This is a genomic window from Leptolyngbya sp. FACHB-261, assembly GCF_014696065.1.
Classification (GTDB): domain Bacteria; phylum Cyanobacteriota; class Cyanobacteriia; order FACHB-261; family FACHB-261; genus FACHB-261.
The window spans coordinates 103,638-116,495 of record NZ_JACJPL010000004.1 but is presented as its reverse complement, the minus strand read 5'-3'; the positions used below and the strand labels follow the sequence as shown (position 1 = coordinate 116,495).

Here is a 12,858-nt window from a genome sequence, read left to right as displayed (position 1 = left end):
AGTTCTTCCTACTAGTAACTAGTTTGGTTGAAGTTGCCTGGGCAGTTGGAGAACGTTTTTGACTTAAAAAAAGATGTATCACCTCTCCCAAGTACTCTGTTCAAACTGAGTTTCAAGAGAGGCAATACATCTAACTTTCACACTCAAGCCAAGTGGATCTGGCTAAGTGGATCGAGTTGAGTTTGCTAAGCCAGTACCTAGAGGCTGGAAGGCACTGAGTTCTGCCTTTTTCTACCTTTAAGAATGACAAGGCCAGCCAGGACTAACGCGCTAATGGCACTGGGCTCAGGTACCTTCTCTGGGTTGGGGGTCTCTGGGGGCTGCTCTGGCTTGGGAGGAGTAGGAACGCCTGCTCTGACTTTATCGCTGCCACCGCCAGCATTCACCTGCTGAAAACGGCCTGCTGCCCTTAACGAACCATCTTGAAAACCAGCTAAAAAGGCACTGCCAAGATTGGATGCATTAAGAGAATTGCCGCTGAGCAAAAAGCTAACACTGGTGGAGTTGCCCGCAGTCAAGCCCTGTTGAGGATTGCCCCCCGCGAAACTATTGCGGGGAGGACTAATTCCAACATCAAATGTGCCGAAGAGATTGGCAGGATTGAGCGTAGCTGTACTGTCACTCCAAAGCTTTGTAAAACCACTGCCATTAGCGTTATAGGAAGAGACGCTGACGCCTGAAAGTAAATCGAAGGCTACACCAACCAGAGTTGACTGAGTAGCGCCCAGCCCTTGAGTACCATTGGTGGTGTTAGAGACTGTTAGATCCAGTAAAACATTTGCCCCAACCTGGCTAAAGTTAAAACCTAAGCTAGCGGCAGATCCTGTATTTTCAGTGCTGCCATATTGAGGCGAAATGGATAAACTAAAGGCTTCTGCAGGTGCAGCTTGTAGAAAACCCGTTGAAGTCAAAGCGCCAGTTACAATGGCGCCAGCTAAGAATTGCTTGAGCATCCGTAATAGTCCTGATTGTAGGTAGGAAAGTATTGGAAACAGAGCTGGCACTGACAGGGCACAGCAGAACGTAGGCCCTGTCAGTCTAGGTTTCTTAAGTTTAAGATCGTGGCCTATTCCAAGCGTGCTGAGCCCTAGAGGTAATCACGTTTCATACCCTTAGAGTCTGAACTGCCTAGATTGTCCCCCCGTATTCGCACTGATCGAAGTTTAGCCGGTATGACACTGGTTTAGTTAGCTAAGCTACGGAATTCACTGTATCTTCACGAGTGTTTCAGGCGTGAGATCAGAAGCACTAACAGTAGATTTACTATAGTAGATTCGCCACAGTAGATTTACTGAAGCAGAAGCATTAACAGTATATTTGCCACAGTAGATTTACTGAAGCTACTACTGAGAGTTGCCCTTTTGGTTGGCTAAGTAGTTGCTTAATCAGTCGTCTGAGGTGCAGAGGCCCTAAATAGTGTGCGATTGAGCTAGAGTAAGCTACAGCTAAATCTCTAAGTTCTCAAACATTGTCTTGACTGCTTCATAAGTATCTGAGGTAGCTGCTCGAGTCTTTTTGGGACTAACAGACTTTTTGTTCGTGTGGGCACTAGTTTTTTGAGCACTAGCTTTCTTGGTACTGGGTTTCTCGCTAGCCTTCTCGCTGGAATTGGTGCTGTTGTTCTCAACGGGTCGGGAGTTCTTTCTCGAGCGTGTGGGTTTAGATCGTTCCGGCTTGCTCGGCTCTGGTTCGTTGCGTTCTTCAGACTCCAAAGTTGTGCTGAGAGTCTCAGGTACCGACAAATGAGCAAATAGCTGCTCTTGGGCTAAGAATTTATCTTTAACTAAGGCATAGTAACTTTGAACTGCATGCACCTCTAGAGGATTCAACTGAGCATTCTGCACCAGGTTTAACTGCTCAAGTGCTTGATGAATGATCGCAAGAGATTGCATTAGCTCTAACGAGGTAGTATTCGAGTACAGCGGTTTTGAAGAACTCATATTAGAAGACTAAAAGTTTTTATGGTGCTAACTTGATTTCAGGTAAAGCGAGCTTTAGCGGATCTGCTTCTTGATCAAAAGGGTTTGCAGCCGCCACAGAAATTCTCGGGTCAGCTTTGCAAAGGCCATGGCGCCACTAGAGCTAGACCTAGTTAGTACCACAGGCTTAGAGGTTTTGAAAGCTCTAGCAACATCAACGTTGTTGGGAATTTCTGTCTCAAATACCCCTTCCGACTCGAACTCATCACCGACTCGCTGAACAACTTCTCTGTAGTATTGCCCTCCGGCACCGCCAGACATAGTGAAGACAATACCCAACAGACGAATCTTGGCAGAAGGGTTGTCTTGGCTCAACTTATCAATTCGCTTTTTGAGTAAACGAATGCCAACCACAGATAGGTGCTCTGGCTTGGCTGGAATCAGATAAAAATTACTGGCGATAATGCTGCTATGAGTCAAAAGATTGTAGGTTGGTGCACAATCAATAAACACGAAATCGTAATCCTGAATCACAGGGGATAAGATATCTCGAATCAGCGTTGCTGCAAAATCGTTCCAAAGCTGCTCAAAGGTTTTGAGACTTGACTTTTCCTCAGAAGAATTGCGTGATGCCTCTAAGGCACGACTGTGCAGCATCTGTGAGACTTCAAATTCATCGTAGAGATGAAAGTCCCCTGGCAGTAAATCCAGCCCCTGCGTTTCACAGACATTACTGACAATCAAGTTTCTGACTGGAACAGTGAAGTCGCTTTCAATTGAAGCAGTTGTCGCTGTACCCCGCTCGATCGACAGCTTTAAGAGGAACCTCAGGGTCTTGTTAACCTCCCTAACCTGAACAAACTCAGAGGGAGGTAACAGACTCAGGGTAGCGTTGACTTGCGGGTCTAAATCAACGATTAGAACCCGCTTATTATGAGCCCTTGCCAGATGTGCTGCTAGGTTAACAGTTAGGGTGGTTTTTCCTACACCATCCTTCATATTGATCGTTGAAATGACCTGTCCCATTATCTAACCTGCATGTCTGACCTGCAGCTTCAGCCTGCCCCAACTGTTTTGTAGTAAAGCACTGTTCTTAGGCTTTTCTTAGGTCAATGATAATTTTGCGTGCCCGTCAAGCATTAGCAGAGAACGCACTTGGATGACCATCTACACTTATGCATTTACTGCATATCGTAGCCGAACAAATTTGGTTTGACCTCGCCCAAATTTAAATCCGCTAAGCCATACTCCGCCCAACGCCGGTCAACCATTGCGGCAACATCTGGATCGGGCTCCAGAGCATCTCCCCATTCATGCTCCGTTTCAGGAGGAATTTTTGTTGTAGCATCAATGCCCATACGCCCACCTAAACCAATTTTTTGACTGGCAAAATCAAGCGTATCAAATGGGGTATCCGGCAGAATAAACACGTCACGACTAGGATCCACTTTGGAGGTAATTGCCCAAACGACTTGCCGAGGATCGCGGATGTTAATGCTCTTATCTACTACGATCACAAACTTGGTGTAAGTAAATTGGGGCAACGCGCTCCAAAAGGCCAGAGCTGCTCGCCGAGCCTGGCCTGGGTAGGCTTTGTCGATGGAAATAATTGCAGCCTTATAACTCAGAGCCTCCATTGGCAAGAAGAAATCAACAATTTCACTCACTTGCTGCCTCAAAATCGGTGTGTAGATTCGATTCAGGGCAATGGCCATCATGGCCTCCTCTTTAGGAGGTCGACCACTAAAGGTTGTGAGATAGATCGGATCTCGACGATGTGTGATGCAGTGAAAGCGGATTAAAGGCGAGTCTTCCACACCACCGTAGTAGCCCATATGATCCCCAAAAGGACCATCGGGCAGAATTTCTCCGGGCGTAATTGTGCCTTCCAAAACAAATTCCGAGTCAGCAGGTACCTCTAAGTCGACAGTTTTACACTTGGCTAAATTCACCCCAGAGCCACCATAAAGCCCGGCAAATAACCACTCTGAGAGATCAACAGGAATAGGCGTCGCTGCTGCCATGATTATGAGTGGATCAACCCCTAAGGCAATCGCAACTTCTAACTTCTGACCGCGCTCAGCTGCCTTGCGCAAATGCCGTGCCCCACCTCGTACGGAAAGCCAGTGAACGGTCATGGTGTTGGACGATTGCAGTTGCAGACGGTAAACGCCTACGTTGGCTGTACCCGTCTCACAGTCTTTGGTAATCACTAGCCCTAGGGTAACGATCCGGCCTGCATCGCCTGCGTAAGGGCGAATCATCGGAATTTGAGTCAGGTCTACCGCCTCATCTCGAATCACCACCTGCTGGCAGGGTGGCAGCAGATCTCGCCCTGGCTTGGCCCGAATCACATCAAATAGAATTTTGCCAAAATCAATTGCCTGGGAAATCTTCTTAGGCGGCTTCGGACTTTGCAGCTTGCCTAATTTGACACCTAAAGCCTCCAATTCTTGCTGCTTCTCCATATTCATGGCCCAGCAGACCCTTTCCACGGTGCCCAATAAGTTGACAGCAACGGGGTAGTCTGAACCCTTTACATTCTCAAACAGCAGCGCTGGACCACCAGCCTGAAGCATGCGGTCGCTGATCTCCGCGATTTCTAGCTCTGGATTGACCAGGGCCTTAATCCGCCGTAACTGTCCTCGCTGCTCAAGCTGTTTGAGGAATCCTCGCAGATCTCTGGCCATGTGATGAAGAAGTATGAAGCATCTTTCCTATTATGAGACGAGACGTCAATCTCTGTTGCCGCTTGAAGCTTCTAGACCGATGCAATTGCCGAGCCTTAAGCCGTCGTCTGACACTTTCTGCTAAATCACCTGGTTGAACCCTTAACTGGTTTTAGCTAGGGAAGTAGATCGGGGCGAAAATGTAGTTACATTGGCAACCAACTCAAGAGATTGGCTTTCTCCTGCTTCAAAGTGTGCTGTTGATTAGGTCGAAGAAGAGCGAGCTAATAGTTCTAGCTCCTGCAACCTTCAGCAAAGCTTATTTCAGTCCTTCGCCTTTTCACCAAAAACTCCCTGGAGGGCCCAGGGAGTTTGGTTGCTTAAGTCCTTCTCCAATTTGAAGAAGGATTCAATTTGACGGAGAGACAGGGATTCGAACCCTGGTTGAGTTGCCCCAAACAGCATTTCCAGTGCTGCGCCTTCAACCACTCGGCCATCTCTCCGGATGGGGAGGCTCGGAACCATCTTGACCCAGAAGTCAAATTGGTCTCTGCCCAAAGCTCCAGCCTTTGTAGCCTTACGACTCTTCAGACATGGAATATCATCATACCAGCACCCGCGCCTTTCGCAACAGAAATAGAGCTAAAGCCGGTCCAAGCCAGAAATCAAGGCTCAGTCCGTTTTCTCTGAATAGGGTCAGGGTCAGCAGAGGCAACAAACTCAACCACTTCTCCCCGGCTACCAAGGGGCTTAGGCGCTTGGTTATTGACGCTAGCAACAACACCAGCACCATTACCAACCCGCAAAACGATTCGCTCCTGGGCAGACCAATCCATCACCTTACCTGCAGGCAAGGTCCCTTCAAACTCTTTCTTGCCATCCGCTACGACCCGTACCCAGGACTTGTCCTTTAGGGTGACACTTAGCTTGACGGGTGCAGAAGTGGCGCCAGTGGCCGCTACCTTAACCTCAGCGTTAGAGGCTAGCTGAGAAGCAACTGGGCTAGGCGGCAAGGCCGTCTGCTTGGTTGCCTGTTTTGAGGACGAAGCTTTAGAACTGAGGGGATCAGACTTAGCTAACTGCTGGAGCGCAGGTTGGGCCAAAGCCAGTAAACCAAGACTGCATAGCCCCAGAGCCAGCCAGGATAGCGGCGGACGCAGCAGTGATTTGACAGGAACAGTTGGTAAATGTAGGCGGAAGGGAGCTACTTGAGAGTCCGGTGCCGGTAGCCTGCTGATGGGTGAAGGCAACTGCTTCTTGCTCTGGGGCGAAGTGACCGTTGCCAGCGAAAGGGATGCGGGGAAAGTAGAAGCAATCTCATTGCCATTCAACGCAACTGCATCCGCAAACCGACGGATGAAGCCTCGAATATAGACCGCCTCTGGCAACAAATCGAGGCGCCCATCCTCAATCGAGCGTAGGTGACGAGGATTAATCAGAGTTTTGCCAGAAATATCTTCAACTGATAATCCCTGGTGTTCACGCTGCTGCCTCAGAAGCGAGCCCAGTTCGGCTAGAATCTCTGCCTGCTGCTGCTGCAGGTCCAGCTCCAAAGGGAACTCGCTGGGCCTGCCCTTTGTAGGGTCTGCCATCGCTTTGTCCTCGCAACTTAGGTCGGCACTACTCACGATCTGCCAGCAGGATATCAGACTTCAAGAGGCGAGACACTATAACCCAGCTAAATTACAGGAACATTTGACATAAATACTTCATTTGGAGGATGCAATAAATATGAGCCAGCTAGCTGTTCAAAGCTTAGGAGTGTATTGCCTAATCTGTCACCACTAGTTTTATTTTTGTAAAGACCGCTTTTAGTAGGAACGCTAGAACAAGGTTTTTACTGTTGTTTACGTCATTAGGTAGAGGAATTTTTAGGTGGGCAATCTATCGGCTGATGGATGGTCAACTTGGAAGCAGCAAGGGACGCTAGACGAAGAGATTTGAGTAAAAGCTAGAGGTTAACAAATCATGCGGACGTCCTCTCGATTTTTTGGTGCCATTGCCCAAGCTGGTTCAGTTTGGCTTCAGCCCGCCAAACTACTACGGACTGCTGTGACTTTGCTGTGCATTGCGGTTCTAACTTTGGGTAGCACCCTGCCAGCAACGGCCTCTGTGAATCTAGCCGCTTTTGGTGCAGGGAAAGAGCGTTCTAGCACAGGGCTGTCTTCTGAGCAGATCAAGGGACTTGGCAATAGCACTCAACCGAGAGACCAGAAAGCACTCAACGAGAATCTACGTGTGTCTCCTGCTTCCGGTCAGTACAGTGGTCTTGAAACTGTCAACGAACAGACCGGTAACAACACTGTTCAACAGCAGAGTGATACCGACATTGTAAAAGCAATTAAGTCTAAGGTGGGTGATGACGTCGTTGTACAGGCAGCGAGCGGTCAAGTTATCCTATCTGGCTCTGTTAAAGATGCAGAAACCGGACGCAAAATTGTAGAACAAGTGCGTGAAGTCCCCGGTGTTCGGCAGATCACTTTTGAATTTGGCTTGACTGATCGTCCCAACGACTACTCGCCAGAAAACGGTTACTAAGTTAATTTAGCAGCCAAGCTGTTTGGTTAAGCGGCTGGGTGTTAAGCGACTAGTGATTGCCAGGCTCCCTAAATCGAGCCAATGAGCAGACTAGTTAATTGAGTAGAGGCAGGCTCTGTGCACAGGGCCTGCTTATTGTTGTAGGTCCATTGCCAGAGACACGAAGGTGCCTCTGGCTAGAGAATTGTGAGTTCTAAGATCCAAAGTAAGATCTCAAATAGTCTCTCTAGCCTCAGCCCCATGTCCGTGACCCCAAAGCCTCAAAGCCTGGATCGCCACTCGATCCTAGAAGTTCTTCGCCCAGTACAGGATCCAGAGCTGCGCAAGAGCTTGGTGGATCTCAATATGATTCGCAATGTAGAGATCAATGGCAGTGATGTCAGCTTTACGCTAGTGCTAACTACGCCTGCCTGCCCCTTGCGCGAATTCATCGTTGATGAGTGCAAAACCGCGATCCGAACCCTCCCTGGAGTAGGCGAGATTCGCGTTGAGGTCACAGCTGAGACTCCTCAACAAAAAGCTTTACCTGATCGAAGTGGTATTGCCGGAGTCAAAAATATTTTGGCGGTTTCCAGTGGTAAGGGCGGAGTTGGCAAGAGCACCGTAGCTGTGAATATTGCGGTTTCGCTAGCCGAGTCAGGAGCCAAAGTAGGTTTGATTGACGCCGATATTTACGGACCTAATGTGCCCAATATGTTGGGCTTAGGGCGCAACTCAATCACTGTCGAGAAAGGCCCGGATGGCCAGGATATTGTTCAGCCTGCTTTTAACCACGGGGTCAAAGTGGTTTCGATGGCTTTTCTGATTGACCAAGACCAGCCGGTAATCTGGCGGGGTCCCATGCTTAATGGCGTGATTCGTCAGTTTCTCTATCAGGTGAATTGGGGCGAGCTTGATTACTTAATCGTTGATATGCCTCCTGGCACAGGAGATGCCCAGCTTACTCTGGCGCAGGCAGTACCAATGGCCGGGGTCGTGATTGTTACTACACCGCAAACGGTAGCGCTACTAGATGCCCGTAAGGGGCTACGCATGTTCCAACAGCTCAATGTCCCCATCCTGGGCATTGTCGAAAACATGAGTTATTTCATTCCCCCCGACCAACCCGAAAAGACGTATGACATCTTTGGCTCTGGTGGCGGCCAACGCACAGCTCAGGAATTAGGCGTCCCTTTGCTGGGCTGTATCCCCCTAGAAATAGAGCTGCGCGAGGGAGGAGATATTGGTCTACCCATTACTTTGTCTAAGCCAGAGTCTATGTCTGCCCAAGCGCTCAAACAAGTTGCTCAAGCCGTGGCTGGCAAAGTCTCAGTCGCAGCTCTGGCTGGACTCTAAACGCCTCCGTTTTCTGTCCTCGCCCTCAGCTGTAGACAATGTAGACTTCGTAGACTTCATGCTCGAATGACTGCGAACCTTGTCGCAGTCCTTAATTTTATCTAAAGCAACCTCTGTCGGCTTTCTGGCCCAGAGCCGGCACATACAGGCAGTTTGAGGGATTGAGCCTGCCTAGAAGTTCTGTTACATTAATCGTTAAGCTTTTAATAAAAAACTTAACACTAATGTCAAATTTTGTAACCGAAGCGTTAGTTGCGCCTGAGCGGCCCTGCTTGCATAGCATTCGAGCTGAGAACGAACGGCTCAGGCAGCAATTGTCCGCCCAGCGACGGGTCTTAACTGCTTTGAGCCAGCGTGCGCAGCGTTCATTGCAAATTTTCGAGACTCAGCTCCACCAACTTGAGAACCAGCCGGTCGAGGCTTGGGTATCACCCTTAGCTACCTTCACAGGCGAGGTTCAGGGGTTAAGCAGCTTGGTGAGCGATACTCTGTTACTGCAGAAATTGGAGGCTGGCCAGATCCCTCTAGACCTACGACCCTTACCAACCCTGCCCCTGATAGAACTGGTAACCTCTGGTTTCGGTGAGCGGTTAGTGCGGGAGTTCGCGTCGCCCTTGCCACCCTTACTGGCAGACTCTGAGCAAACCGAGGCCGTGCTCATGGAGTTGTTAGGACGAGCTCGTCGCCACTCTGAGCCTAATAGTCCTTTAATTGTGGGTGCCGCCGCCGTAGCTCCTAAAGGCGTGCGCCTGTGGGTTGCAGCCCAGCGCTTCGTCGCTGCTGATAGTGCTGAAGATTTTGCCCCTGAGATCGCTCTGTGCTGTAAGCGAGTTGAGATTCAGGGTGGCGGTCTGACTTGCGAGCGTCGGAGTGATGGCTTCAGTGCGGTTGTTTTACAGCTACCTGCAGCCGCAGCCTGAAGCTTGAGTTGTTGTCACTCTCTAGCCAATTAATTGAGACTGCTGGTCTCGACTAGGTGTTGCCCCCCAAGATCAGCAGAGCTAGGAAGGAGCCACTGTTCCAGCAACTGTGCAGCAGCATGGGAGCCATTAAGTTACGTGAGCGCAGGTAGATAAAGCCTAAGACACAGCCCAGGACAGTCAATGGCAGCACGTCAGACAAGTTGAGGTGGGCAATCGCAAAAAGAATACTACTGAAGAGCAGCGCCCAGCCTACTGGCAGATATCGGGTCAGAGAAGGTAGCAGGAAACCTCGGAACAGTAACTCCTCAAACACTGGGGCTGCTATTGCTACTACTGACAGCAAAATCGCCTTAGCAACTGTGTCCTGACTGTCCAGAATCACCGTCAACAGAGGGTTGCCGCCGCCCCGTCCTTGGAGCAGCTTTGCATTCAAGAGGGACACAATGATGACCAGAGGTAAGGCACTCAAATAGCCCCCGATCCCCCAGAGAAAGCCACTGCCATTGAAGTGAAAGCGGAACCAGTCTTGCGGCAAAGGGGCAAATCGCCGCAAGACTGTCACCAAAATTGTGACCCCAGCTAGCACCATGGCTCCGTAGCTCAGCAGCACGTAAATGGCTTGACCGCGAAAGTCTAGAGGATTGGCGAGTAAACCCATTTGTTGCCAGGCGAGCAGGACCAGAGGAACTACTAACTGCCCTAGACCCAAAAAAGCCGCAAACCACAAAACCATGACTTCCCAGACGGTCTCGCCCTGCCAGGGGACAGACCAGGCCATTTGAGCGTCACTGGGTAGAAGGATCGAGCGCTTTGGTGCAACCAAACGTTGGACAAGTAGCCCCACTATCAACCCCAAGCCCAATAGACTGCCCAGAGCAGGCAGTCCACCCACTATCGCCAGGCGCAGCAGAGACTGAGTCGCAGCTACTTGCTGCTTGGTTTGCAACTGGGTAAGGGCGTCCCTTCGCTGTTGCAGTTCGTACAACCGAGCCAAAGCCTGATTAGCGTACCAGCCACTAAGGGTCTGCTGAATGAGCACTTCGCCATCCGGTAGCAACTGCGCTGGCTCACCCCATAAACCCGTCAAAACCTGAGCGGTTATCGCTTGGGCTGAGTCAGGTTGTAGCTTGACTAGCTCAGCCCAGGTTTTTAACGCATCTGTCACTCGTCCGGCGCTAACCTGCAACAGCCCGATTTGAAGGTCTAAAGCAGCTGGACGTTCCGGTGGAGCACTGGTTGGATCATCAGTAGATGTGTTCGCCAGGGTCGTCTTGAGCTCTTGATACTGTTCGAGAGCATTAGCAACAGGATCTTCCCCTAGCAGTCGGGCCACCACCAGCTGAAAGTCCGTTTCCTTGGAGTCGGGCTGCCAACTGGCCGCTTGCAGGATCAAGTCGGTCTGATAAAGATCCAGGCGGGATTGGGGCTGAACCTGCTGCACACTCGTCCATAGAGATCGGCCCACGAGGAGCAAAACCACTGCGGTCAGCAAGCTGAGGAGAAGTCGCTTGAGAGTCATGCTAGTTCCAGGCCAGTTCTAGAAAGACAGAATGCAAAAAATCAGCAATTTCAGACATCCGGCGAGAAAGTGGCCAGACGACGCTGACGAGCCAGACAAACCGAACACATTGACCAGTGCTTGAGTTCACCCACTGGAGTGGGACAAGCACAGCTCGGACACAAAGGCAAATGGCGGCTACGCCCCTGCATAGCAGCAGCCCAAGTCTGAAAAGCAGTCATTGGATTGTTTAGCTCAGGGCTTGGCTCATTGTGTGCTTCGATGCTAGGAGCTTGACCCACTTGCACAGAACCATCAACCCCACTGGTCACCCGACTGGGATGAGCTTCCCACAACTGGCGTTGGACTTGGGCGCTAGCGCTGGGGCGCTCACTAGAACGGGTCAGCGGCGGCTTGCGACCGGCAACTGGCTTAGCGGGTTGAACCCGAGTATGCCAGCGGGCAGCTGAGAAGTGCAAATCGGCTAAGGGCTCGGGAAGCAGTGGGTTGAGCTTGGCTAAAATCCGGGGTCGCTCAAAGGCAAGCGTTTGAGCCCACACTGAGCTGGCAACCGCTACCTGAAGCACTTGCCGTTGTACACTGACTGGTCGTGTTGACGCGGCCACCACCGGGCCCACAATCTCTGCCCAATGGTGAAGAATGCGTGAAAATTGTTGACCGCCCAGCCAATCCTCACGGTTCTGGAGGTTGCTCAGTACCTGGCCTGATGCTTCCCACGCCATGCCAGTCCCCTAGAATTTTAGGCTTGTTGCTCAGCTAGTCTCGCACAGTCTGCGGTCTTCAGCCGCTTCGAAATTCTTCTATCCTGAAGGGAATGCGATCTCAATCCTGGCTATGAATGACCTGCTACAAGAATTTTGGCGAGCCTGCGATGAGGTGGCTGACCGTGTGGTGGCGGCGCTAGATGAGGCTGCCTTCAGCCTGGAGATTGCCCTTGATGAAGCGATGGTGGACCTGCTAGAGCTAGCAGAACCATTAGTGGCATCCTGTGAGGTCGTGGGCGAGTCTGTCACCCAGAGTGTTCAGCCAATAGCCGATGGGCATTCGGCCTGTGTCGGTTGCCGCCATTATCATGGCCAGGTCTATGGCGAAACCATGCTAGTTTGCGCCATGTACCCCTACGGCCCGGAAGCACCTAGCTGCAAGGACTGGGCCTCGACCTGGGAGCATCTCGGTAATCACTTCCGCAGCAGCCAATAATCGCTAGATTGTTTCGTTAGAGCATTTCCAGAAATACAGCAGTGCTGCCTTAGAGAAAGTCGTGGCCGCCGTTGTCGTAGAAGTTCAGGCGACCGTAGCCCAAAAATTGACCATAGCTATTCTCTCCAGCGGGAAAAGCCGTCACGCCAAACAGGTAAACGCCACCAAAATCGGGATTGCGATCCGGTCTTAGGGTAATCGTGACTGTGTTGCCAGGAGGCACGGGGGGATCAAACACTACAGTGACGGCATTGGAAGCAGGCTCCTCAGTGACACTGGCAATGTTGAACGGCTGTCGACCCCGAAAGCCAGTCCCTGCAAAGGCACGGCTCTCATCCAAGTCAAAGGCAACTTCATCAACGTTCTCGCGCTGAGCGATGGTGACTCGCTGTAGCGGTTCCCCAGCATCTTCTGGCACTGCGAGGGTAAAGCGATAAGTGGCCCCCCAAACACGCGCGGCGTTAAAGGTGGTTGCTGCCCCCAGTAGACGGGGAGGGCGGTCAAAGTAAACTTGCCCACTGCTCAGACGAACCGCCAGGGCAGAAGTGGGCAACAAGGTGCCCAGCAATAGAGCACAGGCAGATAAGAAACGGGTATTCATAAATCAACGCCAGGAAACAAAGCACTCTTTTTCTATTCTGTCTAATCGCTGACTGATTGCGTGCTGACTAATTACTTGCCAGTCAGTTATTGGCCGACCAGTTATTGGCTGACTAGTTAACGGGCGGAGCGCTTATTCTGGTGTCAAAGCGGCA

General features: G+C 50.8%; 12 protein-coding genes and 1 tRNA gene. 4 read left to right on the top strand and 9 right to left on the bottom strand.

Translation table 11 applies throughout. From position 1 onward, the window contains the following. Nucleotides 1-197: 197 nt before the first annotated feature. The 6 genes from H6F94_RS03345 to H6F94_RS03320 all read right to left on the bottom strand — a co-directional run bounded on the left by H6F94_RS03345 (nucleotide 198) and on the right by H6F94_RS03320 (nucleotide 6,180). Nucleotides 198-953, bottom strand: a complete 756-nt coding sequence (locus H6F94_RS03345) for a PEP-CTERM sorting domain-containing protein (RefSeq protein ID WP_190800824.1) — start codon at nucleotides 951-953, stop codon at nucleotides 198-200. A gap of 492 nt (nucleotides 954-1,445) precedes the next feature. Next, nucleotides 1,446-1,892, bottom strand: coding sequence for a hypothetical protein (locus H6F94_RS03340; protein ID WP_190800823.1), 447 nt, complete (start codon nucleotides 1,890-1,892; stop codon nucleotides 1,446-1,448). Between the two features lie 102 nt (nucleotides 1,893-1,994). After that, nucleotides 1,995-2,945, bottom strand: coding sequence for a ParA family protein (locus H6F94_RS03335; protein WP_190800822.1), 951 nt, complete (start codon nucleotides 2,943-2,945; stop codon nucleotides 1,995-1,997). A gap of 155 nt (nucleotides 2,946-3,100) precedes the next feature. Beyond that, a complete protein-coding gene (locus tag H6F94_RS03330) occupies nucleotides 3,101-4,609 on the bottom strand; it encodes a UbiD family decarboxylase (protein ID WP_190800821.1) in 1,509 nt (502 codons plus the stop codon). A 397-nt stretch (nucleotides 4,610-5,006) separates the two neighbouring features. Continuing rightward, a tRNA-Ser gene (locus H6F94_RS03325) sits at nucleotides 5,007-5,091 on the bottom strand. 162 nt (nucleotides 5,092-5,253) lie between these two features. Then, entirely contained in the window at nucleotides 5,254-6,180 is a 927-nt protein-coding gene (locus H6F94_RS03320) for a helix-turn-helix domain-containing protein (protein ID WP_190800820.1), read from the bottom strand. 376 nt (nucleotides 6,181-6,556) lie between these two features. Between H6F94_RS03320 and H6F94_RS03315 the strand changes: the two genes are divergently transcribed. The 3 genes from H6F94_RS03315 (at nucleotide 6,557) to H6F94_RS03305 (ending at nucleotide 9,381) form a co-directional block, all read left to right on the top strand. Beyond that, a complete protein-coding gene (locus H6F94_RS03315) occupies nucleotides 6,557-7,126 on the top strand; it encodes a BON domain-containing protein (RefSeq protein WP_190800819.1) in 570 nt (189 codons plus the stop codon). A 240-nt stretch (nucleotides 7,127-7,366) separates the two neighbouring features. Beyond that, the gene (locus H6F94_RS03310; RefSeq protein ID WP_190800818.1) at nucleotides 7,367-8,461 is read left to right on the top strand and encodes an Mrp/NBP35 family ATP-binding protein; all 1,095 of its coding nucleotides are present in this window, start codon (nucleotides 7,367-7,369) and stop codon (nucleotides 8,459-8,461) included. A 224-nt stretch (nucleotides 8,462-8,685) separates the two neighbouring features. Beyond that, nucleotides 8,686-9,381, top strand: coding sequence for an ATP-binding protein (locus H6F94_RS03305; protein WP_190800817.1), 696 nt, complete (start codon nucleotides 8,686-8,688; stop codon nucleotides 9,379-9,381). A 52-nt stretch (nucleotides 9,382-9,433) separates the two neighbouring features. Here H6F94_RS03305 and H6F94_RS03300 read toward each other — a convergent pair whose 3' ends face one another. Both H6F94_RS03300 and H6F94_RS03295 read right to left on the bottom strand, forming a co-directional pair. After that, on the bottom strand, nucleotides 9,434-10,903 hold the full coding sequence (locus H6F94_RS03300; RefSeq protein ID WP_190800816.1) for a CPBP family glutamic-type intramembrane protease: 1,470 nt from the start codon (nucleotides 10,901-10,903) through the stop codon (nucleotides 9,434-9,436). A 50-nt stretch (nucleotides 10,904-10,953) separates the two neighbouring features. Continuing rightward, entirely contained in the window at nucleotides 10,954-11,625 is a 672-nt protein-coding gene (locus H6F94_RS03295) for a DciA family protein (RefSeq protein WP_190800815.1), read from the bottom strand. A 112-nt stretch (nucleotides 11,626-11,737) separates the two neighbouring features. Here H6F94_RS03295 and H6F94_RS03290 point away from each other — a divergent pair, with 112 nt between their 5' ends. After that, nucleotides 11,738-12,103: a hypothetical protein gene (locus tag H6F94_RS03290; protein ID WP_190800814.1), complete on the top strand. Its 366-nt coding sequence runs from the start codon at nucleotides 11,738-11,740 to the stop codon at nucleotides 12,101-12,103. 49 nt (nucleotides 12,104-12,152) lie between these two features. Here H6F94_RS03290 and H6F94_RS03285 read toward each other — a convergent pair whose 3' ends face one another. Then, nucleotides 12,153-12,704, bottom strand: a complete 552-nt coding sequence (locus H6F94_RS03285; RefSeq protein WP_190800813.1) for a DUF2808 domain-containing protein — start codon at nucleotides 12,702-12,704, stop codon at nucleotides 12,153-12,155. Nucleotides 12,705-12,858: the final 154 nt, after the last annotated feature.

What these genes read in the sequence shown, in the direction of transcription:
- H6F94_RS03345 (WP_190800824.1), bottom strand. Translation starts at nt 953, where the DNA reads ATGCTCAAGCAATTCTTAGCTGGCGCCATTGTAACTGGCGCTTTGACT.
- H6F94_RS03340 (WP_190800823.1), bottom strand. Translation starts at nt 1,892, where the DNA reads ATGCAATCTCTTGCGATCATTCATCAAGCACTTGAGCAGTTAAACCTG.
- H6F94_RS03335 (WP_190800822.1), bottom strand. Translation starts at nt 2,945, where the DNA reads ATGGGACAGGTCATTTCAACGATCAATATGAAGGATGGTGTAGGAAAA.
- H6F94_RS03330 (WP_190800821.1), bottom strand. Translation starts at nt 4,609, where the DNA reads ATGGCCAGAGATCTGCGAGGATTCCTCAAACAGCTTGAGCAGCGAGGA.
- H6F94_RS03320 (WP_190800820.1), bottom strand. Translation starts at nt 6,180, where the DNA reads ATGGCAGACCCTACAAAGGGCAGGCCCAGCGAGTTCCCTTTGGAGCTG.
- H6F94_RS03315 (WP_190800819.1), top strand. Translation starts at nt 6,557, where the DNA reads ATGCGGACGTCCTCTCGATTTTTTGGTGCCATTGCCCAAGCTGGTTCA.
- H6F94_RS03310 (WP_190800818.1), top strand. Translation starts at nt 7,367, where the DNA reads ATGTCCGTGACCCCAAAGCCTCAAAGCCTGGATCGCCACTCGATCCTA.
- H6F94_RS03305 (WP_190800817.1), top strand. Translation starts at nt 8,686, where the DNA reads ATGTCAAATTTTGTAACCGAAGCGTTAGTTGCGCCTGAGCGGCCCTGC.
- H6F94_RS03300 (WP_190800816.1), bottom strand. Translation starts at nt 10,903, where the DNA reads ATGACTCTCAAGCGACTTCTCCTCAGCTTGCTGACCGCAGTGGTTTTG.
- H6F94_RS03295 (WP_190800815.1), bottom strand. Translation starts at nt 11,625, where the DNA reads ATGGCGTGGGAAGCATCAGGCCAGGTACTGAGCAACCTCCAGAACCGT.
- H6F94_RS03290 (WP_190800814.1), top strand. Translation starts at nt 11,738, where the DNA reads ATGAATGACCTGCTACAAGAATTTTGGCGAGCCTGCGATGAGGTGGCT.
- H6F94_RS03285 (WP_190800813.1), bottom strand. Translation starts at nt 12,704, where the DNA reads ATGAATACCCGTTTCTTATCTGCCTGTGCTCTATTGCTGGGCACCTTG.